A 26,288-nucleotide genomic window follows, 5' to 3' on the forward strand; every position below is an offset into this window, starting at 1 on the left:
TATCGCCCGCATGCCGCAGGCGCTGTCATGGCGTGCCATTACTCGTTTCAGGGGAAAATCGCCACCCCGGCATGGTCCAAGCCGGGATTGCACGATTGAGCCACAGGAGGAACAGGTTTAGTGCGCTGTCTTCGCCGGCGCCTTCACGGCTCCGTCTCGCATCAGCCGGTCGATATGCATGCGGATATGGGCGGCTTCCGCTGCCGTGTTGGCCAACGCAATGGCGCGATCGAAGGCGACACGCGCCTCTTCGCCACGGCCGAGCTGCATCAACAGACCGCCCTTGAGGCCGAAGAAGTGGAAATAGCCGGACAGCCTCTCGCCAAGCGGCTCGATCATGGCAAGGGCAGCTTCCGGCCCGCGCACCTTGGCGACCGCAACCGCACGGTTCAGCGTCACCACCGGCGAAGGTTGCATCGCCTCCAGCAGGCTGTAGAGCAGGTCGATCTCTGTCCAGTCGGTCTCCTCGGGGGTTGCCGCCCGCGCATGAAGGGCGGCGATCGCCGCCTGCACCTGGTAGGGTCCGGGCTTCTGGTGGCGCAGGGCCTTGTCGACCAGCGCCAGGCCTTCGTCGATCATCTTGCGGCTCCACAGCGAGCGGTCCTGGTCGTCGAGCAGCACGATCTCGCCATTCTCGTCGAAGCGGGCCGGCGCGCGCGCATGCTGCAGCAAAAGCAATGCCGTCAGGCCCATGATCTCCGGCTCGGTCTGGAACAGCCGCAGCAACAGGCGCGCCAGCCGGATCGCCTCCTCGCAAAGCGGCGCACGCGCCGGCGCCTCGCCGCTGTTGGTGGAATAACCTTCGTTGAAGATCAGATAGACCATGGCGGCAACGGCGGCGAGCCGCTCCGAGCGCTCGACCGCGCCGGGCGTCTCGAACGGCACGCCGGCATCGGCAATGCGCGCCTTGGCGCGCGTGATGCGCTGTTCCATGGCGCTTTCGCCGACCAGGAACGCACGCGCGATCTGCTTGACGGTGAGACCGGAGACGATGCGCAGCGCCACCGCGATCTGCTGCGTAGGCGGCAGATCCGGATGGCAGCAGATGAACAAGAGCCGCAATATGTCATCGCGGTAGTGCGCGCCGTCCAGCCGTTCGGCGATATCGCTCTCGGCATCTTCCAGGTCCGAGATCTGGTCCTCTTCCGGCATCGGCGCCTGCTTGGCGCGCTTGCGCACCGCGTCGATGCCGGTGTTGCGGCCGACAAAGATCAGCCAGGCCGCAGGATCGCGCGGCGGCCCGTTCTGCGGCCAGTTCTTGAGTGCCCTCAGGCACGCGTCCTGGAAAGCTTCCTCCGCCGTATCGAGATTGCGGAAATAGCGCAGCAGCGCACCCATAGCCTGCGGGCGGGCAGCGCTGATCGCCGAGCTTATCCAGGCGAGGTCTGTCATGTGGCTACTCTGGTTGGGTTGAAGACGGAAACCGGTCGGATCTCATAGGATCCGCCGCTGGGATTGACCTCGGAAAGCTCGCGCGCGAAGTCGACGGCTTCGTCGAGATCGGCGCATTCCAGCGTGTAGAAGCCGAGGAACTGTTCCTTGGTCTCGGCAAACGGGCCGTCGATGACGACCGATTCGCCCTTGACCTTGCGCAGCGTCGTCGCGGCGGTGGTGGGCAAAAGCCGCGCCACCGGCCCAAGCCGGCCGGCTTGAGCATATTTTTCCTGCACATGCATGAGCTTTGCCATGACCTCGTCATCCTGTGCCTTGCTCCAGGAGGAGACGACATCTTCGGAGGCATAGCAGAGGATAGCGTAGAGCATGGGACGTCCTTTTCTGTCTCAAAGGACGAAACAGTAGGGCCTGTGCCGACATGGCGTCGACAAAAAAGTACGCCATTTTTGTCAGCCTTCGCTTGCCTTCAACCATCTCAGCACAAGAGCCTCTTCATCATCGAGACCGTCGATCGCTCGCTTGCGCTTGTTGGCCTCGGTCATTTCGCTAAGCAGCCGCCCTTCCACCCAGGCTTCGAAAACCTGTGGATGGATGTAGCATTTGCGGCAGACGGCGCGTGTGTTGCCGAGACGCTCGGCCACCTTGTCGATGACCGCGTTCATCACACGCTTGGTCTGCGCCTGGCTTTCGGGAAGCTCCGTCCGCGCAAACAGCGACGCGGCATGGATGGTGCCGCCCCAGGTGCGGAAATGCTTGGAGCTGAAATTGGCGCCGATCGCGTCGCGGATATAGCGGTTGACATCGTCGGAGCGCACTCCATGCCGCTCGCCGTCCTCGTCGAGATATTGGAACAGTTGCTGCCCCGGAATATCCTGCGCGCCGCGCACGACCCGGGCGATGCGGCGGTCGACCAGCTTCAATTTCCATTCCTTGCCGGACTTGCCCTTGAAGGCAAAGCGCAGGCTCGATCCCTTGATGTCGACGTGGCGGTCGCGTAGCGTCGTCAGCCCAAAGCTCTTGTTGTCGCGGGCATAGGCGGCATTGCCGACCCGGATCATCGTGTTGTCGAGCAGCCAGACAATTGCCGCCACGACGCGCTCGGCCGGCAGGCCACGGCGGCGCAGATCGGCATCGATCCGGCGGCGCAGCTCCGGCAGGCTTTCGGCAAAGGCGACAAGGCTGGAGTATTTGGCGCCGTCGCGCTCGGCGGCCCACAGCGGATGGTAGCGGTACTGTTTGCGCCCGCGCTGGTCGCGGCCGGTCGCCTGGATGTGGCCGGCGGGATCGGGCGAGATCCACACATCCGTCCATGCCGGCGGAATGGCCAGCGCCTTGATGCGGGCAATGGCTGCCGCGCCGACGGCCTGTCCTTTCGCGCCCTTGTAGGAAAAGCCTTCGCCCGCCTTCAGGCGCCGGATCCCCGGCTCGCTGTCGCTGATATAGGTGAGCGAGGCCTGTTCGGCAGCGGTCTGCGCGCCGTTCTTCGGCGCTCCATCGTCCCCCCGTCCGGCAGCCGACCGGCCGGATGGCGTCCCAGATTTGTCAAGCATGCCCGCTCCACGAAATTTTTCTCGTAGATAAGCGCCAGGCCGACTGCTGGTTCCGCGCTCAAGCTTTTTCCAGCGCGACCGGGATGACGTCGACGGCCTGGTCGCCGACCTGGCCGCCGGTGGTTTTCAGCACGCCGACGATCGGAGCCACGTCGGAATAGTCGCGGCCATAGCCAACGGTGATGTGGTCGTTGCTGGCCCGCATGCCATTGGTCGGGTCGAATTCCTGCCAGCCGGCATCGCGCCCACACCACACCTTGACCCAGGCATGCATGGCATCGGCGCCTTCGAGCCGCGGCTTCCCTTTCGGGGGAATGGTGCGCAGGAAGCCGCTGACATAACCCGCAGGAATACCTAGCCCGCGCAGGCCGGCGATCATGATGTGGGAGAAGTCCTGGCACACGCCCCGCTTCAAACGGAAGGCATCGCTGGCCCCGGTACGCACCGTGGTCGCTTCCCCGTCATAGGTGAAGTCGCGGTGGATGCGGTTGCACAGATCGATGGCCATGCCGACCGTCGAGCCGCCGGCGCTGTCGCGGGCATAGGCGGTGATCGCCGCATCGATGCCGGCATGATCGCTGGCGGCGAGAAAGTGATGCGGTGCATCCGGCGCCAGTGACCGTACGGCGCCGAGTTCTTCCCGCAGGCGCTGCAGATCGGGCGACACGTCGAGCCCAGGCTCCGGCCGTGACACCGACACGCGCGCGCTCATTCTGATGTCGAGCCCGTCATGGACGTCGCGAAAGGCGATCGCGGTGACATTGTTGCCGAAGAAATCGGCAAAATCCGTGCGCTCCGATGGGGTCGGCACAAACGAAAGCGAGGCCGCGATCACGCGCTGCACGCCGGCAATGGTCGGCGGCAATACACGCACCTGATGCCGGCTGCCGCCGGCCGCGGCGTCATAATCGTAGCTGAGATGGAGCCTGATATCGTACAGCATGTTAACCGAAATACGCTTTAGCCAGGCTGCTATAGAGGTTGCCGATCTCAGTTGCGAGATCGTCCAGCACCTCCGCCGACATCTCCGATGGCTCCATGACGGCAATTGCCGTGTTGAGCTGCAGGATTTCCTTGGCCGCGACCGACATATGCCCCTCCGGCCCAACCGATGGCAACAGGCCGATCTCCGCCTTCAGCCGTTCGAGCTGGAACAGGATCGAGCGCGGGTTGAGTGGGTCGAGCGCCAAGAGGTCGATCACCGTGCGCCGTCCGGCCCGCACCGGATATTGCCGGCGGTGGGTCATGACGCTGTCACCGATCTCCAGCATCATGTCGAGCGAGCCGTCCGGCGCACCGGACCTTGTCAGTCGGGCTAGCGTACGGGCGATCTGGATGCCGCGCTCGATCCGCCGACCGATCTCGAGGAAACGCCAGCCGGTGAAACGGTACATATTCTCGTGCAACAGGCCGGAGAAACCGGCGAGCTTGCGCAGCATGACCGTCATGGCCCGTGTCGCGTCGTCACCCGGCGCCACCGTGGTGGCGAACTGATGAATGGTCTTCGACAGGTCCTTCAGCGCCAGCCAGCCATCGGGCGAAAAACGGTCGCGGATCTGTCCGGCGCTGTAGACGGCGCTGTCCAGCGTGCCGATCAATCCGGGCGGAATGGCCGCTTCGAGATCGACGCCGAACGGTTCGAGATAGTCCCTGATATCGGCGAGCAGCAGCATGTCAGGATCGGACGTCTCGGCCAGCCGCACATGATAGGCGCGCAGGATGCGAACCGTATCCTCCGAGCGCTCGATATAGCGGCCGAGCCAGGTCAGGTTTTCCGCCGCGCGGCTGGGCAGGCTCCCCGGCATGGTGCGGACGAAGCTGTCATGCTCCTGCGGCAGCAGCGTCTCGCGCTCGACCGACCGGTCGCTGACCACCCAGACGTCGGCCGCCTGGCCGCCGCGCTGCATGGCGATGGCCGTCGGGTCGAGCGACAGGCCGACGCGAGCGAAGCCGCCCGGCATTACCGTCCAGCCATCGGGCGTGCGCGCGAGATAAACGCGCAGGCTTGCCGGCCGTGGCTCCAGCCAGCCTCCGACATAGACCGGCGTCGTCGACAGCGTCACCGCTTCCTGGCCGACGAAACCGCTGCCATCGCTCTCGATGCGCGCAATCAGCGCGATGCGTTCCTCCGGCGTCAGTGCCGAACCGAGCCTGGTCTGGCCGTCATCCTCGAAGGCCAGCCGCGTCGACAGCGCCGGACCGATCACCATGCGATCGATATTGGCAAGCACATGGGCCCGTTCGGTTGCTTGCCCGCACCACCAGGTGGCCACGCTTGGCAACAGAAGTTCTTCGCCGCGCAATGCGCGCGAAATCTTCGGCAGGAAGGCGAGCAGCGCCCGGGTTTCCATCAGGCCCGACCCCAGCGCATTGACCGTAGACACGGTGCCGCGGCGGATCGCCTCGACCAGCCCCGGCGTGCCGATATGCGAGTCCGACCTCAGTTCCAGCGGATCGGCAAAGGCGGCGTCGAGCCGCCGCCACAGCACGCTGATCGGCATCAGCCCGGAAACCGTGCGCACCATCAGCTTGCCGCCGGACACTGTCAGATCCTCGCCCTCGAGCAGCATGATGCCGAGATAGCGGGCGATATAGGCGTGCTCATAATAAGTCTCATTGAGCGGCCCCGGCGTCAGAATGGCGACGCGGCCGTCATTCTCCTTCGCCATGCCGATCAGCGCATCGCGAAAGCGGCGGAAGAAACCGGCCAGGCGATGCACATGCATCTCGCCATAGACGTCGGACAAAGCCCGCGTCGTGGCGACGCGGTTTTCCAGCGCAAAGCCGGCGCCCGACGGCGCCTGCGTGCGGTCGCCCAGCACCCACCAGCTTCCATCCGGCCCACGGCCGAGCTCGAAGGCGCAAAAATGCAGGAAATGACCGCTGGCCGGCATGGTGCCGACGACGGGGCGCAAAAATTCGGGGCTCGCCGCAATCAGGCCTGCCGGCAGGATTCCCTTCTCGATCAGCCGGTTCGGGCCATAGATATCAGCGACTATCTCCTCGAAAAGGTCGGCGCGCTGGACGAGACCGGCGCTGATCCCGGCCCATTCCTTGTCTTCGATCAGCAGCGGGATATGCGCCAGCGGCCATTCGCGCTCATTGGCGCCGGCCTTGTCATAGACGCGGTAATAAACCCCGGCGTCGCGCAGATACTGGTCGGCGCGGGCAAAGCGCTGGCCGAGCTTTTCCGGGCCCAGCTCCTCCAGCGCCTCGATGAAGGGCGCCCAGGCCGGACGCGGACGGCCCGAAGCATCGACCATCTCGTCGACGACGCCGTCAATCGGCTGGTAGTGCTCCAGCAGACTGTGCCTCAGCGGCTTGCCGCGGACCTTTTTCTGATTCCCCTTTGCCATCGCTGATCAGAGTCTTGCTGGCCGCCTGAGGTCAAGGGTCATGGGGAAGTCTTCAGAGGCTTCTTCATTGCGCACCACATAGGCCGACGGCGTATGGCCGCGCGGCTCGAAGCGGGCGAGACGCCGCGCCTCAGCCTCATTGCCGTTGACCGGGAAGGTGTCGTAGCTGCGCCCACCTGGATGCGCGACATGGTAGACGCAGCCGCCCACCGCCCGCCCCGACCAACGGTCGTAGATATCGAAGACGAGCGGCGTGTTGACCGGCAGCGCCGGGTGCAGGCCCGACGAAGGCTGCCAGGCCTTGAAGCGCACACCGGCTACCGCGACCTCGCGATTGTCGGTGACCTTCATCGGCACGATTCGGCCATTGCAGACAATGGCATGACGTTCCGGGTTGAGGCCTTCGGTCCTGACCTGCAGCCGTTCGACCGAGGAGTCGACGAAACGCACAGTGCCGCCGATTGCGCCTTGCTCGCCCATGACATGCCACGGCTCCAGCGCCTGCCGCAGTTCCAGCTTGATGCCGGCATGCTGGACTTCGCCGCAGAACGGAAAGCGGAACTCCAGCTGGGCATCGAACCATTCCGGCCGGAATTCGAAACCGTTGAGCTTGAGGTCGTCGAGCATGTCGAGGAAATCCGCCCAGACATAATGCGGCAGCATGAAACGGTCATGGAGCGAGGTGCCCCAGCGCACGAAGCGGCCATCAAGCGGGTTGTTCCACGCACGGGCGATGATGGCGCGTACCAGCAATTGCTGCGCCAGCGACATGCGCGCATTGGGCGGCATCTCGAAACCGCGGAACTCAACAAGCCCAAGCCGGCCGGTCGGGCCATCGGGCGAAAACAGCTTGTCGATGCAGATTTCCGAGCGGTGCGTATTGCCGGTGACATCGGTCAACAGGTTGCGAAACAGTCGGTCGACCAGCCAAGGCAGCGGTGGGTTGCCCTGGCCCGGGTGCGGCACCTGCGCCATCGCGATCTCGAGTTCGTAAAGCGAATCGTGCCGCGCCTCGTCGAAGCGCGGCGCCTGGCTGGTCGGGCCGATGAACAGGCCGGAGAATAGATAGGACAGCGACGGGCGCCGCTGCCATTGCAGCACCAGGCTCTTCAACAGATCGGGCCGGCGCAGGAACGGGCTGTCATTGGGCGTCGCGCCGCCGACGACGACATGGTTGCCCCCGCCGGTACCGGTGTGGCGGCCGTCGATCATGAACTTGTCGGCGCCAAGCCGCGTCTGCCGTGCTTCCTCGTAGATCGCCGTCGTCGTCGCCACGCAGTCCTGCCAGTTGGCAGCCGGATGGATGTTGACCTCGATGACGCCGGGATCGGGTGCCACCCTGATGACGTTGAGGCGCGGATCGTGCGGCGGTCCATAGCCTTCGATATGCACGGGAAGGCCGATCGCCTTGGCCGCGTTTTCGGCGGCTGCGACGAGTTCGAGATAGTCTTCCAGCGCCTCGACCGGCGGCATGAACACGCACAGCCGCCCGTCGCGTGGCTCGACCGAAAGTGCTGTACGCACCGCGCCGCCGATCTCGGTGATCTCCTGTTCGACCCTATCCTGCTGGCCGGTCGTCGCCGTGAAAGAAATCGCCTGCTGGCGTCGTGCCATCTCGTCGGCGCCTTCCAGCTCGGCCGGAGCCGGTTCTGGCAGTATGGCTTCCCGCGCCGGCAGCGGTCCACGCGGCAGCGACGGATCGACCGGCACAATATAGGGGAACTGCGCCGGCGGCACATAGGGCAGCGTGCCCAGCGGCAGGCGGTAACCGACAGGGGAATCGCCCGGCACCAGGAACAGCCGCCCGCGCCGTGTCTTCCACTTCTCCGAGCGCCAGCGCGGGTCCGAAGCCTGGCTGTTCCAGCGCTGCACCGGCAGCACGTAGCCCGACGGCTTGGTCAGCCCGCGCTCGAACACTTTCGCCATGCGGCTGCGCTCTTCCGGGTCTTCCAGCTTGGAGTTGGACGGATCGACATTGTCGGGCAGCTTGCCTTCTTTCAGCAGCCATTCGGCCGGGTCCTCATAGGCCTCGCTGACCATCGCCTTGTCGATGCCGAGTTCGCCGGCGATTGCCGTCAGCAAGCTCTCGGCCTGCTGCGGCCCCACCTTTGCGTCGCTCTTTTCGCGTGCGATCAGCGACGGATCGCTCCACACCGGCTGGCCGTCGGTGCGCCAATAGAGCGAAAAGGTCCAGCGCGGCAGGCTTTCGCCCGGATACCATTTGCCCTGGCCGTAGTGGAGGAAGCCGCCCGGCGCGAAGCGTTCGCGCAATTTACGGATCAGCGCATCGGCCTTTTCGCGCTTGGTCGGGCCGACGGCGGCGGTGTTCCACTCGGCGGACTCGAAATCGTCGATGGAGACAAAGGTCGGCTCGCCGCCCATGGTCAGCCTGACGTCGCCCGCTTGAAGTGCGGCGTCGACCTTGTTGCCCAGCGCATCCAGCGCCTGCCAGCTTTCGTCCGAGAATGGCTTGGTGATGCGCGGATGTTCGGCGATGCGGTCGACACGCATGTCGAAGCCGAATTCGACATTGGCGAAGCTCGCCATGCCGGAAATGGGTGCGGCGTTGCGGAAATGCGGCGTGGCCGCCAGCGGCACATGGCTTTCGCCGGTGAGCAGGCCCGACGTCGGATCGAAGCCGATCCAGCCGGCGCCCGGCAGATAGACCTCGCACCAGGCGTGCAGGTCGGTGAAGTCGACGGCGGTTCCGGCGGGGCCATCGAGCGCGACCAGATCGGGCTTCAGCTGGATCAGATAGCCGGAGACGAAACGCGCGGCGAGGCCGAGATTCCTGAGGATTTGCACCAGCAGCCAGCTCGAATCCCGGCACGATCCCTTTTTCGCGGCCAGCGTTTCCTCCGGCGAGAACACGCCGGTTTCCATCCGCACGATATAAGCGATCTCCCGCTGCAGCCGCGCATTGAGGTCGACGACGAAGTTGACGGTGTTGGTGGCGCTACGGTCGATGTTTGCGAGGAAAGCAGACAGCAGCGGCCCCGCCGGCTCCGGCGTGCGGTAGATGGCGAGATCGTCCCTGATGTCTTCGGGGTACTCGAACGGGAAGGTCTCGGCCGATGGTTCGACGAAGAAATCGAACGGATTGTAGACCGTCATGTCGGCGACGAGGTCGACCTCGATCTTCAATTCCGTCACCGGTTCCGGGAAGACGAAGCGGGCGAGGAAATTGCCGTAGGGGTCCTGCTGCAGATTGACGAAGTGGTTCGCCGGCCCGACCTTCAGTGAATGGCTGAGCACCTTGGTGCGGGAATGCGGTGCCGGCTGCAGCCTGATGACCTGGGGCCCGAGAACCACCGGCCGGTCATATTTGTAATGGGTCAGGTGGTAGACGGCTGCCAGTATTGCCATGGGGCCCCGGAGATCGGCGTTTCTTCAGCCGAACCCTGACACATCTATTGGCCATTCTCCAAGCAGAGATGTTGCGCTGCACCTAAATTAAGCAGCCGAAGCCGGCTACGCTGTGTCGAGATTCAGGTCAGGCCGAGTCGAAAATGGCTGATACCGAGAACCGGAGCAGAGCGTACTTTTCGTACGCGAGCACCGGAAGCGCAGGCATCGGCCATTTGCAGGCCGGCCTCACCTGAACATCGGCACAGCTTTAGAAAAACGCCTGTATTCCCGTCTGAGCCCTGCCAAGGATCAGCGCATGCACGTCATGCGTACCTTCATAGGTGTTGACCGTCTCCAGGTTCTGCGCGTGGCGCATAACGTGGTAGCCGATCTGGATGCCGTTGCCGCCATGCATGTCGCGGGCCTGGCGGGCGATGTCGAGCGCCTTGCCGCAATTGTTGCGCTTGACGATCGAGATCATCTCCGGTGCCATCTTGCCTTCATCCATCAGCCGCCCGACGCGCAGCGAGCCCTGCAAGCCGAGCGCAATCTCGGTCTGCATGTCGGCGAGCTTTTTCTGGAACAACTGCGTGCCGGCGAGCGGCTTGCCGAACTGCTTGCGGTCGAGGCCATACTGCCGGGCCCGGTGCCAGCAATCCTCGGCGGCGCCCATCGCGCCCCAGGAAATGCCGTAGCGGGCCCGGTTGAGGCAGCCGAATGGGCCGCCGAGGCCCCTGGCGTTGGGCAGCAGCGCGTCTTCGCCGACTTCGACGCCTTCCATCACCACCTCGCCGGTGATCGAGGCCCTAAGGCTGAGCTTGCCGCCGATCTTCGGCGCCGACAGCCCCTTCATGCCCTTCTCCAGCACGAAACCGCGGATTTCGTCCTTGCCGATGTCGCCCTTCAGCTTCGCCCAGACCACGAACACGTCGGCGATCGGCGCGTTGGAGATCCACATTTTCGAGCCGGAAATCCTGTACCCGTTCGCGGTCTTCTCGGCCCGCGTCTTCATACCGCCGGGATCGGAACCCGCATCCGGTTCGGTCAGGCCGAAGCAGCCGATCCATTCGCCCGAGGCCAGCTTAGGCAGAAATTTCTTGCGCTGTTCTTCCGAGCCATAGGCATGGATCGGATACATCACCAGCGACGACTGCACCGACATCATCGAGCGGTAGCCGGAATCGACCCGCTCGACCTCGCGCGCCACCAACCCGTAGGTGACGTAATTGGCGCCGAGCCCGCCATATTCCTCGGGAATGGTGATGCCGAGCAGGCCGGCCTCGCCCATCTCACGAAAAATGCCGGCGTCGGTCTTTTCCTCGAGATAGGCCTCCTCGATGCGCGGCGCGAGCTTGTCGGCGGCAAAGGCGGCCGCGCCATCGCGCACCATGCGCTCATCCTCGGAAAGCTGGTTCTCGATCAGGAAGGGGTCTTCCCAGACGAACGCGTTCTTGTCGGCGGCCATGGCTTCGCTCTCTCCCAAAATCTTGCAGTGCTCGGGCTTATCCACCTCCGCTTCGGAAAAATCAAACAAAATTGCATCACAGATCAATGAGGTTTAGTAATGGATTATGAACGTCCAACGCCGGCTTTTACCCAGCACCAGCGCCCTTGCCGCCTTCGAGGCCGTGGCCCGCCTTGGCTCCTTCACCGCTGCCGCCCAGGAACTCGATTTGACCCAAGGGGCCGTCAGCCGCCAGATAGCCCTTCTGGAGGAACAGTTTGGCCGCCGGCTGTTCGAGCGCGACAGCCGCAATGTTCGGCTGTCCACGGCGGGCGAAATCTATGCGGAAGCCGTGCGGGCGGCACTCGGGCAATTGCGCGACGCCGCGCTCGGATTGATGAGCAATCGGCATAGCGGCATGCTGAATCTCGCCATACTGCCGACCTTCGGCACGCGTTGGCTGATGCCGCTGATCCCGGATTTCGTCGCAGAAAACCCTGACGTCACCATCAACTTCGTCACCCGCATCGGCCGCTTCGACTTCGCCCGCGAACGCCTCGACGCCGCTATCCATCATGGCCAGCCGGACTGGCCGGACGCCGATTCCACATTGTTGATGCGCGAAACCGTAATGCCGGTGGTTTCGCCCGACTTCCTTGCCAGCCGCGATATCACCACGGCGGCCGACATCAGCCGCCTGCCGCTGCTGCACATGGCGACGCGTCCCGGGGCCTGGGGCGAATGGTTCGAGGAACAGGGCTTGAGCGCACCGATCGGACCCGGCATGCAGTTCGAGCAATTCGGCACAGTTGCCCAAGCCTGCATGGCGGGGCTTGGCGTCGCGCTCCTGCCGCAAGTTCTTATCGCCGGCGAATTGCAGCGCGGTCAGCTCGTGCCGGCGCCGGGACAGCCGATGCAAAGCCGCAGCGCCTACTACCTCGTCGTCCCGAACGACAAGCGCGGCCACCCGCCCGTCGTCAGCTTTCGCGACTGGCTGCTGGGCCAGGTTGAGAAGGAACCGGCCGTTCTGGCCTGGTAGCTACTTCCGCTTCATCGGCTCGGTTTCCGGCTGGAAGCGCAGCGTTTTTGCGACTTGCGTTCGGCAACTTTCGCATCGAGCTTGCTTTTGATCCGGGCGAAAGCCTGGTCTCCATCGACCGAACTGCCACTCGCCATGCCCCCGTCCCAAAGACGCCCCAACTCTTGGACACTCACTTTCTCGAAACTTGCCATATCGCGCGTATCTCCACACAAGGATGGTAGATAACGCTCTAGCGATTGCAAGGAACCATTCGAGGCTACTTCCGCTTCAAGGCATCGGCCAGTGCTGCGCCAAACGCGCCTTGCTGTGCCGGTCGACGCTGCGGCATCGGCGAAGGTTGCGCCGGCTTGCCGCCGCCATTGTCGCGCGGCCCTTTCGGTGCACCGCCCTCGCCGCCGTCCTTGCGCATGGAGAGCGCGATGCGCTTGCGCTTGATGTCGACATCGACGACCCGCACCTTCACCACGTCGCCGGCCTTCACCACCTCATGCGCGTCCTTGATGAAGCGGTCGGCGAGTTGCGAGACGTGCACCAGCCCGTCCTGATGCACGCCTATATCGACGAAGGCGCCGAAGGCCGCGACATTGGTGACGGTGCCTTCGAGAAGCATGCCGGGCTTCAGATCCTTGATATCGTCGATGCCATCGGCAAAGGTCGCGGTCTTGAAGCCGGGGCGCGGATCGCGGCCGGGCTTTTCCAGTTCGGCAATGATGTCGCGCACCGTCGGCAGGCCGAAGCGTTCGTCGACGAAGACTCGCGGATCGAGCGCCTTGAGCGCGGCACTGTCTCCCATCAGCGAGCGCACATCGCGACCGCAGGCGGCGACGATCTTCTTGGCCACGCCATAGGCTTCCGGATGGACCGACGAGGCGTCGAGCGGCTCGCTGCCATTGGCAATGCGCAGGAAGCCTGCGGACTGTTCGAACGCGCGCGGTCCGAGCCGCGCTACCTTGAGCAGCTCCTTGCGGCTGGCGAACGGCCCGGTCGCATCGCGATGCGCGACAATGGCATCGGCAAGCGACGCGCCTAGGCCTGACACGCGGGCCAAAAGCGGCGCCGAGGCGGTGTTGAGATCGACGCCGACAGCATTCACCGCGTCCTCCACCACCGCCTCCAGCGAGCGGCCAAGCCGGTACTGGTCGACATCATGCTGGTACTGGCCGACGCCGATCGATTTCGGCTCGATCTTGACCAGTTCGGCGAGCGGGTCCTGCAGGCGCCTGGCGATCGACACCGCACCGCGCAGCGACACGTCGAGCCCGGGAAACTCAGCCGCCGCTGTCGCGGAGGCCGAATAGACCGAGGCGCCGGCTTCGCTGACGATCACCTTGAGCGGCTTTGGCCCACCATCCGAAGGCATGTCGGACAGCATGTCGGCGACCAGCTTTTCAGTCTCGCGGCTGCCGGTGCCGTTGCCGATCGAGATCAGCTCGACCTTATGCTGGCGGATGAGTGCTGCGAGCTGGGCCTGTGTGCCGCGCACATCGTTCCGCGGCGGAAATGGATAGACCGTCGTCGTCGCCAGCACCTTGCCGGTGCCATCTACCACCGCGACCTTGACGCCGGTGCGGATGCCGGGATCGAGCCCCATGGTCGGACGCGATCCGGCGGGCGCTGCCAGCAGCAAATCCTTGAGGTTGCGTGCAAAGACATGGATCGCCTCTTCCTCCGCCCGCTCGCGCAGGTCACGCATTAAATCGAGCGTCAGGTGCAGCGAAAGCTTGATCCGCCAGGTCCAGCCGGCGACTTCCATCAGCCAGCGGTCGCCCGGCAGGCTGCCGCCGATGGCGTAGGCATTGGCGATCATCCGCTCGACCGGCTTCACCGGCGAGGCATCGTCGGCATCGACCTCGATGTCGAGCGACAACACCTCTTCGTTGCGGCCGCGCAGCATGGCCAGCGCGCGGTGGCTCGGAACATTTGCCCAACGCTCGACATGCTCGAAATAGTCGGAGAATTTCGCCCCGGCCTCCTGCTTGCCGTCGACGACACGGGCACGCATGAAAGCGCGCTCCTTCATGTAGGTGCGAAGGTTGCCGACCAGATCGGCATTTTCCGCGAACTGTTCCGACAGGATGTCGCGTGCGCCTTCCAGTGCGGCCTTGGCGTCGGTCACATCCTCGGTCACATAAGCCAGCGCCGCCTCGGCGGGCACCAACGACCGGTTGGCCAAAATAGCCTCCGCCAATGGCCCCAGCCCGCGCTCCCGGGCGATCTCGGCCTTGGTGCGCCGCTTGGGCTTGTAGGGCAGGTAGATGTCTTCCAGTTCAGCCTTGGTGGCGGCAGCCACAATTTTGGCCTCAAGTTCTTCGGTCAGCTTGCCCTGCTCGCGGATCGAACCGAGAATGGTATCGCGGCGCGCATCGAGTTCGCGCAGATAGGCCAATCGCTCGGCAAGGTCGCGCAATTGGGTGTCGTCGAGCCCGCCGGTGACCTCCTTGCGGTAGCGCGCCACAAACGGCACCGTCGCGCCCTCATCGAGCAGCCCTATAGCTGCCGATGCCTGCTCCGGCCGCGCCCCGATCTCTGCCGCGATGATGGATGCGATGCGTTTGCTGTCTGCTGCCATGCTGGTCCCTGTCGCAAAGAGCGGCGACCATAGGCGCTGATGTCCGTCACGCCAACCGCAGTGTTCTCAAGCGTCAAAGAGGTCCACAGGAAAGCGCCTTGCTTTGGCTCGTCCTCAGACCATCCCGCTCAGCGCCTCGAAAAAGGCAACGATCTCGCGTTCGAGCGGATAATCTTCAGGCACCGGCTGCGACCCCATTTTTGCAATCACCACTTCCATCTTCGGATCGACGTAGAGCCATTGGCCGTGGATGCCGATGCCGCAGAAAGCACCGTTTGCCGCACCCGTTTGGTACCACTTGTTGCGATAGCGGCCCTTCGGGAACAGATGCACCATCGTGCCGCGCTGCCAGGCCTCCGCGCTGCCGCCGGCAACAGTCGTATCGTGCACCCAGGCTTCCGGCACGATGCGCCGCCCATTGGCCGTGCCGCCCTGCCGCACCATCTCGCCAATACGCGCCAGGTCGCGCGGCGTCACCGAAATGCCGCCGGCGGTGCGCGCCGTACCTTCCATGTCGACGCCGATCGAAGCCTCGCTGACAGCACCCAGCGGCAGCCACAGTTTCTCGCGCATCAGGTCCGGGAAGCGCTGGCCGGAAGCTCGTTCGAGCAGCAGGCCGAGCAGATCGGAATTGGGCGAACGGTAGCGGAAGGTTTTGCCGTGCGGTTCTTCGAGCCGCTGCAAGGTCAGAATGAATTCGCGCAAGCTTTCAGTGCCGCCGCCCGGATTCCACAGCGTAGCGCGACGGTAACGGGCAAAGGCGCTTTCGGGATCGAGATAGGCCTCCTCGAAGTCGAGGCTGACGCTCATATCGAGCACATGCCGGCAGCTTGCATCGGCATAGGCCGAACCGGCGGCTTCCGGAATGTACTGGGTCACCGGCGCTTCCGGGTCGAACACGCCCTCGCCTTCCAGTATTCCGGCGATGATCGCGGTGACCGATTTGCTGATCGAAAAGATGATGTGACGGGCGCCGAAATCCATATTGGGCGCGAACCAGTCGCCGATGACCTTGCCAGCCTTCATCACCGTCAGCGCGTCGCTGCTCGAACGTGTGAGGAATTCGGCCACCGTTTCCGGGGCGCTGGCGATCGAAACCTTTTCGCCGAGCAGGCCGCTCAGGTCCCGCGCCGGCGCTTCGACGCTTCCCGGCGTCGCCGCCACGGGAGCGGTCGGCACCAGCTCGCCAAGGTTCTGGAACGACCAGCGGTTGAACGGGCTTTCGCGCCAGTTGGAGAGCAGCACCTCATTGCGGGCAAAGCCGTAGCGGGTCTCGAACGCAGTCTTGCCGGTCATGAACGTTTCCTCAGAGGGATGGTTTGTTGTGGGTCAACCAAGCGCCTTGGCGATGGCGTGCACCGCCTTCAGCGTTGCCACCGAATAGGCGACATTGCTGAAATCCGGATAGCTTGAAAGCTTGACCACGACCATGCCGGTGTCCCAGTCGATATGGATCATCTGCCCGAACACGCCTCGGCACATCAAAGCGCGCGTGCGCGGATTCTCGATCCAGAACTGGTTGCGATAGCTGCCCTCCGGCAGGCTCGGATTGAAGTCCGGCCCATGCTTGCCGTTGCGCGTCGCCTCGATCCAGTCGGCCGGCACGATGCCGCGGCCCTTGTCGAGGATCAGCTGGCCGAAGCGGGCGTAATCGCGCAGCGTCGCGTTGAAGCCGCCATCGGCCAGCGCATAGCCGGCGCTGTCGACCGTGAAGCAAGCGCTTTCGTCGGCGCCGAGCTTCTGCCACAGCTCCTCGGACACCAGCTGCGCCAGACGTTTACCGGTGACCCGCTCCATGATGAAGGCAAGCACGTCGGTCTCGATCGAGCGGTACTCGAACGCGGCGCCATGCGGCCGCACCTTGTCCTTCAGCTGCAGGATCAACTCGAACAGATGCGGCGGCCATTGGAAATCCGGATCGCTGTCCGGCGGCACCGGCTTCCAGCCCGTGGCGACATCAACCTGGCCGATGTCGGAGTAACGGTCGGTGTATTCCTCGGAAAACCGCACGCCGGTGGTCATATCCAGCACATGCTGCACGCTGGCGCCTTCCCAGCCGGTCGCGCCGAGCTCCGGCAGATAGGCGCTCACCGGTTTGGCCGGGTCGATCAAGCCGCGCCCAACCAGAATACCGAACACGGTGCCTGTTACCGACTTCGCCATCGACTGCGACAGATGCAGCGTGCGCTCGGCCATGCCGTTGAAATAGCGCTCATAGGCGACCTTGCCGTCTTTGAGCACCAGGAAGCCGTCCGTGTAGGTCTCGTCGAGCAGGCCAACGAGCGTCGTCGGACGGCCCTTGCTGTCTTCCACCGGCAGCGCGTCGAGATCGGTCTCTGCGCGCTCAAGACGATGGCGATGGCCATTACCGCGCCAGACCTCGATGGTCGGCAGGAATTCGCGGATGTGTTGGAAGGCCCAGCGATTCCATGGCGGCCGGTCCCAGTCGAGCTTCGGCAGCACCATTTGAGGCGGCGAGCCCTGCATGATCGACGGCCGCGGATCGCTGTTGCGATAGGAGTCCATGAAAGCCATTCCGGAAAAGAAAAGACCCGGCGGCGCATGCCGCCGGGTCTGTCAGACTGCGGTTATTTCTGCAGTTCGGTCCAGATCTTGGTGTAGATGTCCTGGATCTCAGGCGCGCACATCTTCTGGAATTCGCCTTGTGCCTTCGCAGCCTCCGGAATGACGACTTCCGGGGCATCCTTCATATCGGCCGGCATGTATTTGTCCGAGCCGGTAATGGCGTTTGCGTAACGGTGGAAGGCCGAGAGGCCGGCCGCGTTTTCCGGATCCATGATGAAGTTCTGGAACAGCTTGGCGTTCTCGACATTTTTGGCTTCCTTGAGAACGACGACGTTATCGCTCCACAGGCCGTAGCCTTCCTTCGGATAATTGTAATGGATGGCCGGATTGGCCAGCCGCTGACGCAGCGCCGAACCGTTCCAGTCGCTGGTCGCCTTGAAGTCGCCGGCGCCCATCTTTTCGATGGTGTTGTATTCCATGGCGATCCAGTTCGGCTTGGCCGCGACAAGCGTGTCGCGCACCTTCTTCAGCACCGTCTTGTCGTCGGTGCACTGCTGGCCGCCGACATATTTGATCGCCGCGAAGATAACGTCATTCATCTCGGGAACGACATTGGTCTTGCCCTTCAGCTCGTCCGGCGTGTTGAAGATGATGCCCCAGCTGTCGGCTGGTCCCTTGTAGGCATCGGTGTTGACGACGACGCCGACGGTGCCCAGCGCCCACGGCACGGAATATTTGCGGCCGGGGTCGAAGTCTGGATTGGCCCATTCCGGCGCCACGTTCTTGAAGTTCTCCATCTTGCCCGGATCGGTCTCCTGCACGAGGCCCTCCTTGATCCAGATCGGCACGTAGGTTTGCGACGGAACGGCGATGTCGAAGCCGGTGCCGCCCTGGCGTACCTTGGCGAGCGCCGTATCGTTGGAATCGTAATCGGTGATGGTCACCTTGACGTTGTATTTGGCTTCGAACTTTTTGATCACGTCGGGGCTGGTATAGTTGCCCCAATTGTAGATGTTCAGCTCGCCATCGGCGCGGGCCAGGCTCGTCGTTGCGAGCAGCGCCAACCCCATGGCGGCTGTCGTTGTTTTCCAGTTCATGGTTTTAGCTCCCATTTGTCGGTTCAGTCTCTTTTCCTGCTGACGAAGAAAAACAACGTGACGATCGCGACCGAAAGCAGCAGGAAGGCGGTCGATATCGCGTTGATCTCAGGCGTGATGCCGCGGCGGATCTGGCCGAGCATGTAGGTGGGCAGCGTATCCTGGCCGCCCGATTTGACAAACTCGGTGATGACGACGTCATCGAGCGAGATGACGAAGGCCAGCATCAGTCCGGCCAGTATGCCGGGCCACAAAAGCGGCAGCGTGATGCGGCGGAAGGTCTTCCAAGGCGTCGCGTACAGATCGGCGGCCGCGCGCTCCAGCGTCAGGTCCATGTTTTCCAGCCGCGCCCGGATCGGCAGATAGGCGAACGGGATGCAGAACGCCGTGTGCGCGGCGATCAGATAGCCAATGCCGGAATAGCCGGTGAAGATCTTGATGCGCGAGAAGAAGATCAGCAGCGCCACGCCCGTGACGATCTCGGGCACCATCAGCGGCTGGTTGATCGCCGCATATTTGAAGGTGAGGCCCGGATAGGACGCGGTGCGCGTGGTGGCGAGCGCGGCCATGGTGGCAAAGATTGTCGACAGCACCGCAGCGACGGCGCCGATCTGGAACGAGCGTAGCGTCGCGTCGATAACTTGCACGTTCTGCCAAGCCGACTGGAACCAGCGCATCGAAAAGCCGCCCCATTCGGACGTCGAGTTCGCCGCGTTGAAGGCATAGGCGACCAGCACGATGATCGGCAGATAGAGCACGATAAAACAGGTCGCAGCGATCACCGTGAAGCCGGTCTGGTGCTTGATGGAAAAGTTCTTAGCCATGCCGCGCCCCCGACTTGCCGGCATTGCGCACATAGGCAAGCAGCGCCACCATGACGATGATCATCACCGTGATCGACAGCGCCGAGCCGAGCGGCCAGTTGCGGCCTTGGCCGAACTGCAATTCGATCAGGTTGGACAGCATCATATTCTTGCCGCCGCCAAGCACGCTCGGCGTCACATAGGCGCCAAGGGCTGGAATGAAGACCAGGATGGAGCCGGCAATGACGCCGGGTTTGACCAGCGGGAAAATGATCTTCCGCAATACCTTGAATCGGGTCGCGTAGAGGTCGTAGCCCGCCTCGACGAGGCGAAAATCAAGCTTCTCCATGCTGGCATAGATCGGCAGCACCATCAGCGGCAGATAGACATAGGCCATGCCGATCAGAATCGCCGTGTCGGTGAAGAGGATCTGCACCGGCGCTGAGACGATACCAAGCTTGATAAGGATGGTGTTGATGATGCCTTCGTTGCGGATGATCTGCAGCACGGCGAAGGTGCGGATCAGAAGGTTGGTCCAGAACGGAATGGTGATCAGGAACAGCCAGAGATCCCTGGTTTTCTCGCTGCGCGTCGCCATGAAATAGGCGGTTGGAAACCCCAATGCCAAAGTGGCGATCGTCGTTATCACCGCCAGCTTGATCGAGCGCCAGAAGATGGTGACATGCGCTGCCGCAAGCGAAAGCGTATCGTCGAAAATGTCGCGTTCCATGAACACCGACAGCCAGGCATCGGGCGAAAACTGCCACTTCACATCGCCATAGGGGCCAGGCGTCAGGAACGAGTAGATCAGCACGATCAGCAAGGGGCCGGTCGCGGCGAGGAAGATCACCAGCAAGGCTGGCGCTGACAGCAGCCACCGGTCGCGCACATCGCGTCGCTCCGCTGCCTTGGCGACTTGTTCCGCGGTCGCCATGATCAGTCCTTCAGCACTTGCGCGGCGTCGTTGCCGATCATGATGCCGATCTGGCCGCCCTGCACGAAGCCGTCACCGGCGCCGCGGCTGTTCTGACGACGCACGATGAACGGCTCGCCACCGGCAAGGCGCAGATGGAAGTGCGTGTCGGTGCCGAGATAGACGATGTTTTCGACGGTGCCGGACAGCGAAGCGCTCGGGCTGGCCGTGCCCAACTGCGCATGCTCTGGACGCACGACGATGGTGACCTTGCCGCTGGGGCTGAAGCCTTCCGGCAGCGAGGCTGGGATTTCCACACCAGACGGCAGCTTCACCGTCGCCCGGCCACCAGTCGCGCTAACCACATCCGCCTTGAGGAAGTTCGACTCGCCGATGAAGTCGGCGACGAAACGCTCGGCCGGCCGGTCGTAGATGTCGCGCGGCGAGCCGACCTGCAGGATTTTGCCCGACGACATCACCGCGATGCGGTCCGACATGGTCAGCGCTTCCTCCTGGTCGTGGGTGACGAAGATGAAGGTAATTCCGGTCTCGTGCTGCAGCCGCTTCAATTCGATCTGCATTTCCTTGCGCAGCTTGTAGTCGAGCGCCGAGAGCGGTTCGTCGAGCAGGAGCACCTTGGGCTGCGGCGCCAGCGCCCGGGCGAGCGCCACGCGCTGCTGCTGGCCGCCGGAGATCTGGCTGGTTCGGCGACCCGCCAGCGCCTCCATCTTCACCAGTTTCAGCATCTCGGCGACGCGCGCCTTGATCTCGGCCTTCGGCTTGCCCAGCATTTCCAGGCCAAAGCCGATATTGTCGGCGACCGTCATATGCGGGAACAGCGCGTAGGATTGGAAGACGGTGTTGACCGGCCGCTTGAAGGGCGGCAACGGCGCGATGTCCTGACCGTAGAGGAGGATTTCGCCGGCGGTTGGAAAGTCGAAGCCGGCAATCAGCCGCAGCAACGTGGTCTTGCCGCAGCCGGATGGTCCCAGCAGGGTGAAGAACTCATTCTCGCGGATGGATACCGAGACCGTATCGAGGGCAGCAACCTGCCCCTCACCCGATCCGAAAATTTTACTGACGTTTACGACTTCAATTGCATTCCGATCCGGTTTTTCCGGCACGATACGCCTCACTGTTGACCCCGCTCTTGCTGGCGGAGTTTTTCCCCTGTTCGATGTGACCACACGGCCGGTTGGTTGGCAAGTCCGGCATTGAACCACAGTTCAGTCGGTCATTTCGTCTTGCAAGCGGCAAGCTGTGCAAGCCGCATGCCATTGTCAGGCCTGGTAGGTTACCTTGCCACCGCAGACCGTCGTCACCGGTCGCAGCTTGTGCAGATCGGCCGGCGCCGTCTTCTCGATATCGGCCGACAAAACCACCAGATCCGCCATGTAGCCGGGTTTCAGAACGCCTTTGCGATGCTCGGCGAATTCGGCATAGGCGCCCTCGACCGTGTAGGCGGCAATCGCTTCCTGCAGCGAGAAACTCTGGTCAGGATCGCCTTCTGCCCATGGTTTGCGCTGCACTGCCGCCTGAATGCTCAGGATCGGGTCGATCGCTGCCACCGGCCAGTCCGAGGCGAACACGACATGGGCGCCGGCGCTTTTCAGGGTGCGCCAGGCATAGCTCAGCGGCCAGCGGGCCGGTCCGATGCGTGACACCGTCGGCTCCAGTGGAAAATCCATGGCGCCGGGCGGATGCGACGGCTGCATCGAGGCGATGACGCCGAGTTCGGCAAAACGCGGCACGTCGGCTGCTGTGGTGACCTCGATGTGCTCAACCCTGTGCCGGCTGTCGCGCTTGCCATTGAGCTTCTGCGCCGCCTCGTAACCGTCGAGCACTGCGCGCACCGCGCCGTCACCGATCGAGTGCACCGCGATCTGCAGCCCGCGTTTGTCGATAGCCACGGCGAGATCGATAAATTGCTGCGGCGTGAACAGCGGCTCGCCGACCCAGTCGGGACGATCCGCATAGGGTTCGACCATAACAGCGGTCCAGGAATCGAGCACGCCGTCATAGAACACCTTGACCATGCCCGATGACAGCCACTCACTGTGGTAGCGCTCGGCCATGACGGACCCCTTCTCGAGCATGTCGAGCGTCATGAAATTCTTGTAGTGGAACGGGATCTTGACGCGGCAGGGCAATCCCTCCTCGGCCTCGATCTCGGAAAGCAGTTCGAGCTGGTAGAGATTGCCGTCCATGTTCTGGATCGAGGTGATGCCGTGGCGCGCGCACCATGCAAGCCCGCGCCGCATGATGTCACGGTCAGCGGCCCGCTCGGCGGCCGACGGCATTGGGTCGGGCTCACCGCCGGTCGACAGCCCCAGCCGCACCCGGCTTTCGCCGGCAAGGTCGAGCACCGGACCGAAGGCCTCGCCCTCGCGCAATTCGCCCGCGGCCAGGCCGTCGCCACCCATCACGATCTCGTTGCCCGGACCGAGCGTCCGTCCCTTCAGGATGCCGGCTATCTCCAACGCCTTGGTGTTGGCCCACATCGTATGGTGGTCGGGCGCTGCCATGCAGAAGGGGCGGTCGGGCAGGATGGCGTCGAGATGATGGCGTGTCACCCGCTCGTCGCCGAGCACGGTGTAGTCGACGCCCTGGCCCACAAGCATTTTCGCCTCGGGCCGCGTCGTTGCGTAGTCGCGGATGGCGCTTTGAAGCGCCTCGAAGCCATGGATACCGCCGAGTTGAAGATGCGCGAGCTCGGCCCCTCCCGAGAACAGATGCATGTGGGCTTCGATGAAACCGGGCAGGACCGAACCGCCCTTGGCGTCGATCACCTCTGTGGTCGTTCCCTTGAGTTTTTCGATGGCGGCGTGGTTGCCTATGGCGATGATGGCGCCGTCCTTGACGGCAATCGCCTCGGCGGCGGGATTGTCATCGTCCATGGTCCGCACGCGACCATTGATGACGATCAGATCAGCATTTTGACCCGCACCCGTGACAGACATCGCGACTCCGCGCTTTTGACGACTGGCTGAGACCGACAACCCTCTTGTCCGACAAGCTGCCACTCCGCTGGAGCGGCGTTATCGGACGAAAACTGATGCCAGTGCGCTGTTTCGAAATTCCCCTTGTGATCTCTCAAAACAGCGTGGATAAAAGAATGCGACTAATTATTCGCGTTTGTCAACGTGCCGAATTTCGAATGTATTGTGGACAACACACCACGCCAATGTTGAGACCGGGACCTGTGTTGAACCGGCAGGGAACGAAGGCATCAATCCGTGAAGCGCAGTCTCAGCCGCGAAACCAGGATGGCGCTCGAACCGCGCAAGCAGCCGCGGCAGGAACGGTCGAGCAAGGTCGTCGACAGGATACTCGACGCTGCGCTGATCCTGACGCGGGAGCAAGGAACCAAGACGCCGACGACGCTCGCCATTGCCCGGCGCGCGGGCCTGTCGGTCGGTTCGGTCTACCAGTACTTTCCCAACAAGGAAGCCATTCTCCTCGACCTCGCCCGGCGCTGGCTGTCGTCGTTTCCCGAGGTGATCGCCAGGCGCATCGAGGTCACCCCACCCACCAACCGCGACGAGTTTCGGCAGGAGGTGCGCAAGCTCTTCATCGATACCTCCAGAATATATCTCGAAAACGCCACCCTGATGCCGGTGATCGAGGCGATATCCGGCAATGCCGACCTCAGGCCGATCCAGGACGAATATGACGAGCAGATCATCGCGCTTTACGCCGCGTGGCTGCAGCATGTGAACCCGGCCCTTGAAGACAAGATCGCCAGCCGGCTCGGCGTGCTGATGATGGATGTCGGGCACGCCTGCCGGCTTGTGGGGTTGAAGCGGGATCGCAAGACATACGACCTCATCGAGGACGATGTGGAAAGAATGTGGCTCGCTTTGGTCACCCCCTATCTCAACCTTGACTGATTTCGCTATTTCGAGAGGAAATTCATGAAGACTGTCTATTCGCCGCTTCATGCCGGCCATGCCGGCCAGATGGAACTGGTCACGTCGGCAATCGTGCCGGGTTTCGAAAAGCCGTCGCGGGCGGAGTTCATCAAGGCGCGGGTCGAGAGCGAAAAGCTTGGGCCGATCGTCGGACCGGTCGAGCACGATCTCACAGCCGCCAAGCGCATCCACAAGGCCGACTATATCGACTTCCTGCCAACCGTCTGGCCGGCGTGGAAGGCCGCCGGCCTCGATGGCACGGCGATGCCCTTCACCTGGCCGACGCGCGGCCTGCGCGGCGACGTGCCGCCCAAGCGCATCGATGCACTGCTCGGCTATTATTCCTTCGACGCCGGCGCCACCTTCGTCGAAGGCACATGGACCGCGATCAAATCGTCCTATGACGTGGCGCTGACGGCCGCCGCCTTCGTCAAGGGTGGCGAGCGGTCTGCCTTCGCGCTCTGCCGCCCGCCCGGCCATCACGCCGGCGCCGGCTTCATGGGCGGCTACTGCTACATCAACAATGCTGCGGTCGCCGCGCAATGGTTCCTCGATCAGGGCGCAAAACGCGTCTCGATCCTCGACGTCGACTATCACCACGGCAACGGCACGCAGGAAGTATTCTATGAACGCGCCGACGTGCAGGTTCTCAACCTGCATGGCGATCCGATGGTCGAGTACCCGTTCTTCCTCGGCCATGCCGACGAACGCGGCTCCGGCGCCGGCGAAGGCTTCAACGTCAATTATCCCATGCCCTTCGGCACCAACTGGGACGCCTGGAATGCCTCGCTGGAGGATGCCTGCGTCAAGCTCGCCGCCTACGCCCCCGATATCGTCATCGTCTCCCTTGGCGTCGACACCTTCGAGAAGGACCCGATCAGCCAGTTCAAGCTGAAAAGCCCGGACTATCCGAAGATCGGCCATCGCATCGCAAAGCTCGGCCTGCCGACGCTGTTCGTAATGGAAGGTGGCTATGCCGTCGAGGAGATCGGCATCAACGCCGTCGGCGTGCTGACCGGCTTCGAGGACAAATAGGAAAGCAATTCCAGGATAAGTGTGAGGCGGTTTTCCGGCCGGAATTGTGCCAAAGAGATATGGGGCGGCTCCGGCCGCCCCGACCATCTAGGCGGCCGCAGCCGGGTTGGGTGCAACCACCGGAACGGCTGGCCTTCGCGACCGGCCGATGCGGTAGACAATCACCGCCGCAATCACGCCTGTCGCCAGGATGGCCACCGCCAGCAACGGCCGGTACCAGAACCAGGCAATCGCAATCGTCACCGTGCCGACTAGGATCGCCAGAACGAAGGCGATGATGCCGGTGCCCATCCGCGCCATGCTGCCGAGGAAGGGTATGACGTCGAGGATCACCCCGATCGGGCTGAGGAACAGCGCAAAGCCGATGGTCAGCAACAGCAAGCCGGCGCCGCGCAGCAGCCAGGTGATCAGCGTGTTGGCGCTGACGGCGTCGGCGAACATCTTTTCGGCCGGGACGTTGCCGGTGTCGACCATCAGCAGCGCATCGCCGGCTTGCGTCTGGTAGGGCTCGAAGCGGCTGTCGGCCTGGCGCGCGACGATGCTGATCACGCCCAGCGGCGCCAGTTCGTAGCCGATGCGATAGTCGCCCAAAGCGGGCTTCGTGTTGTCATTGCCGAGATAAATCTTGCCATCGACGATGCTGAGCGGTTTCGTTCCGGTATAGGCAGCCTTTATCGCCGCCGACTGGTCGGCTGAGAGCGAATAGTCCTTGTCACCCTCGATGCGGTCCAGCACCGGCGTATCGAGATCGAAGGCGACAAGCTTGCCCTCAGGAATCTGGAAGGTCCGGCCGTGGATTTCCATCGGCGGAGTCTGGTGGCCGTCCGGCTTCTTGAAGTCCGACGAGTCGATCTGGCTGTCGTCCCACACCTTGGAATAGCTGTAGGTGGTCACCGTCTCTTCGCCACCGCCGAGCTTCTTGGTCGTCTCCGACTTGGACTCTTCCTTCCACTGATACATCTCGACACTGCGCGACAGCCGCAGCCCTTGCGTGGCGATGCCGAAATCCGGATCCGCCAGGCCGCTGTCCGCCGTCACCAGTCCGCTGACATGAACCAGCTTGCCGTCATTGGCGGTATCGACGCTGTCGGCGCCGACCGAAACCACCGCTCCAGAACCTTCGGCCAGCGAGCGCGCCGTCTGCACGGCGCGGCCCTCGTTCCAGAACAGCCCGATCACCATCAGCGCGATCAGGATAAGGCCGAAGATGACCCCGCCGACCGCGCGCTTGATCCGCCCGAACCACGAGACGGACGTTACTTCCCGAAATGAATCGCTCATCGTTTCCCCCGAAACAAA

20 protein-coding genes are annotated in these 26,288 nt (G+C 63.4%); 3 read left to right on the forward strand and 17 right to left on the reverse strand.

Annotated features, from left to right (window positions below):
* Nucleotides 1-117: 117 nt before the first annotated feature.
* The 7 genes from NKI46_RS01255 to NKI46_RS01285 form a co-directional block, all read right to left on the reverse strand.
* Nucleotides 118-1,392: an RNA polymerase sigma factor gene (locus tag NKI46_RS01255; RefSeq protein ID WP_023707663.1), complete on the reverse strand. Its 1,275-nt coding sequence runs from the start codon at nucleotides 1,390-1,392 to the stop codon at nucleotides 118-120.
* On the reverse strand, nucleotides 1,389-1,763 hold the full coding sequence (locus tag NKI46_RS01260) for a YciI family protein (protein WP_023671781.1): 375 nt from the start codon (nucleotides 1,761-1,763) through the stop codon (nucleotides 1,389-1,391). Before NKI46_RS01260 ends, NKI46_RS01255 begins: the two co-directional genes overlap by 4 nt.
* 81 nt (nucleotides 1,764-1,844) lie before the next feature.
* Nucleotides 1,845-2,945 (reverse strand): DNA topoisomerase IB, encoded by a 1,101-nt coding sequence (locus tag NKI46_RS01265; RefSeq protein ID WP_023713995.1) that lies wholly within the window; start codon nucleotides 2,943-2,945, stop codon nucleotides 1,845-1,847.
* 58 nt (nucleotides 2,946-3,003) lie between these two features.
* Nucleotides 3,004-3,888: a transglutaminase family protein gene (locus NKI46_RS01270; RefSeq protein ID WP_023683456.1), complete on the reverse strand. Its 885-nt coding sequence runs from the start codon at nucleotides 3,886-3,888 to the stop codon at nucleotides 3,004-3,006.
* A gap of 1 nt (nucleotide 3,889) precedes the next feature.
* Complete coding sequence (locus NKI46_RS01275; RefSeq protein ID WP_023735007.1) at nucleotides 3,890-6,301, reverse strand: circularly permuted type 2 ATP-grasp protein; 2,412 nt, start codon at nucleotides 6,299-6,301, stop codon at nucleotides 3,890-3,892.
* Between the two features lie 6 nt (nucleotides 6,302-6,307).
* Nucleotides 6,308-9,667 carry a transglutaminase family protein gene (locus NKI46_RS01280; RefSeq protein WP_023737696.1) on the reverse strand — a complete coding sequence of 1,120 codons (3,360 nt, stop codon included), beginning with the start codon at nucleotides 9,665-9,667 and terminating at the stop codon, nucleotides 6,308-6,310.
* 250 nt (nucleotides 9,668-9,917) lie between these two features.
* Nucleotides 9,918-11,114: an acyl-CoA dehydrogenase gene (locus NKI46_RS01285; RefSeq protein ID WP_352744375.1), complete on the reverse strand. Its 1,197-nt coding sequence runs from the start codon at nucleotides 11,112-11,114 to the stop codon at nucleotides 9,918-9,920.
* A 106-nt stretch (nucleotides 11,115-11,220) separates the two neighbouring features.
* On the opposite strand from NKI46_RS01285, the gene NKI46_RS01290 reads away from it, so the two are divergent.
* Nucleotides 11,221-12,132, forward strand: a complete 912-nt coding sequence (locus NKI46_RS01290) for a LysR family transcriptional regulator (protein WP_352744377.1) — start codon at nucleotides 11,221-11,223, stop codon at nucleotides 12,130-12,132.
* An 11-nt stretch (nucleotides 12,133-12,143) separates the two neighbouring features.
* Here NKI46_RS01290 and NKI46_RS01295 read toward each other — a convergent pair whose 3' ends face one another.
* The 9 genes from NKI46_RS01295 to NKI46_RS01335 all read right to left on the reverse strand — a co-directional run bounded on the left by NKI46_RS01295 (nucleotide 12,144) and on the right by NKI46_RS01335 (nucleotide 23,003).
* Nucleotides 12,144-12,326, reverse strand: coding sequence for a hypothetical protein (locus tag NKI46_RS01295; protein ID WP_023714001.1), 183 nt, complete (start codon nucleotides 12,324-12,326; stop codon nucleotides 12,144-12,146).
* Nucleotides 12,327-12,391: 65 nt separating this feature from the next.
* Nucleotides 12,392-14,704: a Tex family protein gene (locus tag NKI46_RS01300; RefSeq protein ID WP_352744379.1), complete on the reverse strand. Its 2,313-nt coding sequence runs from the start codon at nucleotides 14,702-14,704 to the stop codon at nucleotides 12,392-12,394.
* Between the two features lie 114 nt (nucleotides 14,705-14,818).
* Nucleotides 14,819-16,000 carry a serine hydrolase domain-containing protein gene (locus tag NKI46_RS01305; RefSeq protein ID WP_352744382.1) on the reverse strand — a complete coding sequence of 394 codons (1,182 nt, stop codon included), beginning with the start codon at nucleotides 15,998-16,000 and terminating at the stop codon, nucleotides 14,819-14,821.
* 33 nt (nucleotides 16,001-16,033) lie between these two features.
* Nucleotides 16,034-17,230, reverse strand: a complete 1,197-nt coding sequence (locus NKI46_RS01310; RefSeq protein ID WP_352744384.1) for a serine hydrolase domain-containing protein — start codon at nucleotides 17,228-17,230, stop codon at nucleotides 16,034-16,036.
* A 62-nt stretch (nucleotides 17,231-17,292) separates the two neighbouring features.
* Entirely contained in the window at nucleotides 17,293-18,327 is a 1,035-nt protein-coding gene (locus NKI46_RS01315; protein WP_023804756.1) for an ABC transporter substrate-binding protein, read from the reverse strand.
* Nucleotides 18,328-18,350: 23 nt separating this feature from the next.
* On the reverse strand, nucleotides 18,351-19,151 hold the full coding sequence (locus NKI46_RS01320) for an ABC transporter permease (RefSeq protein ID WP_023671766.1): 801 nt from the start codon (nucleotides 19,149-19,151) through the stop codon (nucleotides 18,351-18,353).
* On the reverse strand, nucleotides 19,144-20,064 hold the full coding sequence (locus NKI46_RS01325; protein ID WP_023691712.1) for an ABC transporter permease: 921 nt from the start codon (nucleotides 20,062-20,064) through the stop codon (nucleotides 19,144-19,146). Before NKI46_RS01325 ends, NKI46_RS01320 begins: the two co-directional genes overlap by 8 nt.
* A 2-nt stretch (nucleotides 20,065-20,066) precedes the next feature.
* Entirely contained in the window at nucleotides 20,067-21,167 is a 1,101-nt protein-coding gene (locus NKI46_RS01330) for an ABC transporter ATP-binding protein (protein WP_023691713.1), read from the reverse strand.
* 156 nt (nucleotides 21,168-21,323) lie between these two features.
* A complete protein-coding gene (locus NKI46_RS01335) occupies nucleotides 21,324-23,003 on the reverse strand; it encodes an amidohydrolase (RefSeq protein WP_352744386.1) in 1,680 nt (559 codons plus the stop codon).
* Between the two features lie 276 nt (nucleotides 23,004-23,279).
* On the opposite strand from NKI46_RS01335, the gene NKI46_RS01340 reads away from it, so the two are divergent.
* The gene (locus tag NKI46_RS01340; RefSeq protein WP_023686329.1) at nucleotides 23,280-23,933 is read left to right on the forward strand and encodes a TetR/AcrR family transcriptional regulator; all 654 of its coding nucleotides are present in this window, start codon (nucleotides 23,280-23,282) and stop codon (nucleotides 23,931-23,933) included.
* A 24-nt stretch (nucleotides 23,934-23,957) separates the two neighbouring features.
* Complete coding sequence (locus NKI46_RS01345) at nucleotides 23,958-24,989, forward strand: histone deacetylase family protein (RefSeq protein WP_352624266.1); 1,032 nt, start codon at nucleotides 23,958-23,960, stop codon at nucleotides 24,987-24,989.
* 87 nt (nucleotides 24,990-25,076) lie between these two features.
* Here the strand turns inward: NKI46_RS01345 and NKI46_RS01350 are convergent, their stop codons facing one another.
* Nucleotides 25,077-26,270, reverse strand: a complete 1,194-nt coding sequence (locus NKI46_RS01350) for a TMEM43 family protein (protein ID WP_352744390.1) — start codon at nucleotides 26,268-26,270, stop codon at nucleotides 25,077-25,079.
* Between the last annotated feature and the right edge of the window lie 18 nt (nucleotides 26,271-26,288).

Source organism: Mesorhizobium sp. M0615 (genome assembly GCF_040320805.1).
In the GTDB taxonomy this organism is placed as follows: domain Bacteria; phylum Pseudomonadota; class Alphaproteobacteria; order Rhizobiales; family Rhizobiaceae; genus Mesorhizobium.

Bases quoted from the DNA above. Each gene is read 5' to 3' on its own strand.
- NKI46_RS01255 (WP_023707663.1), bottom strand. From the start codon at position 1,392: ATGACAGACCTCGCCTGGATAAGCTCGGCGATCAGCGCTGCCCGCCCG.
- NKI46_RS01260 (WP_023671781.1), bottom strand. From the start codon at position 1,763: ATGCTCTACGCTATCCTCTGCTATGCCTCCGAAGATGTCGTCTCCTCC.
- NKI46_RS01265 (WP_023713995.1), bottom strand. From the start codon at position 2,945: ATGCTTGACAAATCTGGGACGCCATCCGGCCGGTCGGCTGCCGGACGG.
- NKI46_RS01270 (WP_023683456.1), bottom strand. From the start codon at position 3,888: ATGCTGTACGATATCAGGCTCCATCTCAGCTACGATTATGACGCCGCG.
- NKI46_RS01275 (WP_023735007.1), bottom strand. From the start codon at position 6,301: ATGGCAAAGGGGAATCAGAAAAAGGTCCGCGGCAAGCCGCTGAGGCAC.
- NKI46_RS01280 (WP_023737696.1), bottom strand. From the start codon at position 9,667: ATGGCAATACTGGCAGCCGTCTACCACCTGACCCATTACAAATATGAC.
- NKI46_RS01285 (WP_352744375.1), bottom strand. From the start codon at position 11,114: ATGGCCGCCGACAAGAACGCGTTCGTCTGGGAAGACCCCTTCCTGATC.
- NKI46_RS01290 (WP_352744377.1), top strand. From the start codon at position 11,221: ATGAACGTCCAACGCCGGCTTTTACCCAGCACCAGCGCCCTTGCCGCC.
- NKI46_RS01295 (WP_023714001.1), bottom strand. From the start codon at position 12,326: ATGGCAAGTTTCGAGAAAGTGAGTGTCCAAGAGTTGGGGCGTCTTTGG.
- NKI46_RS01300 (WP_352744379.1), bottom strand. From the start codon at position 14,704: ATGGCAGCAGACAGCAAACGCATCGCATCCATCATCGCGGCAGAGATC.
- NKI46_RS01305 (WP_352744382.1), bottom strand. From the start codon at position 16,000: ATGACCGGCAAGACTGCGTTCGAGACCCGCTACGGCTTTGCCCGCAAT.
- NKI46_RS01310 (WP_352744384.1), bottom strand. From the start codon at position 17,230: ATGGACTCCTATCGCAACAGCGATCCGCGGCCGTCGATCATGCAGGGC.
- NKI46_RS01315 (WP_023804756.1), bottom strand. From the start codon at position 18,327: ATGAACTGGAAAACAACGACAGCCGCCATGGGGTTGGCGCTGCTCGCA.
- NKI46_RS01320 (WP_023671766.1), bottom strand. From the start codon at position 19,151: ATGGCTAAGAACTTTTCCATCAAGCACCAGACCGGCTTCACGGTGATC.
- NKI46_RS01325 (WP_023691712.1), bottom strand. From the start codon at position 20,064: ATGGCGACCGCGGAACAAGTCGCCAAGGCAGCGGAGCGACGCGATGTG.
- NKI46_RS01335 (WP_352744386.1), bottom strand. From the start codon at position 23,003: ATGTCTGTCACGGGTGCGGGTCAAAATGCTGATCTGATCGTCATCAAT.
- NKI46_RS01345 (WP_352624266.1), top strand. From the start codon at position 23,958: ATGAAGACTGTCTATTCGCCGCTTCATGCCGGCCATGCCGGCCAGATG.
- NKI46_RS01350 (WP_352744390.1), bottom strand. From the start codon at position 26,270: ATGAGCGATTCATTTCGGGAAGTAACGTCCGTCTCGTGGTTCGGGCGG.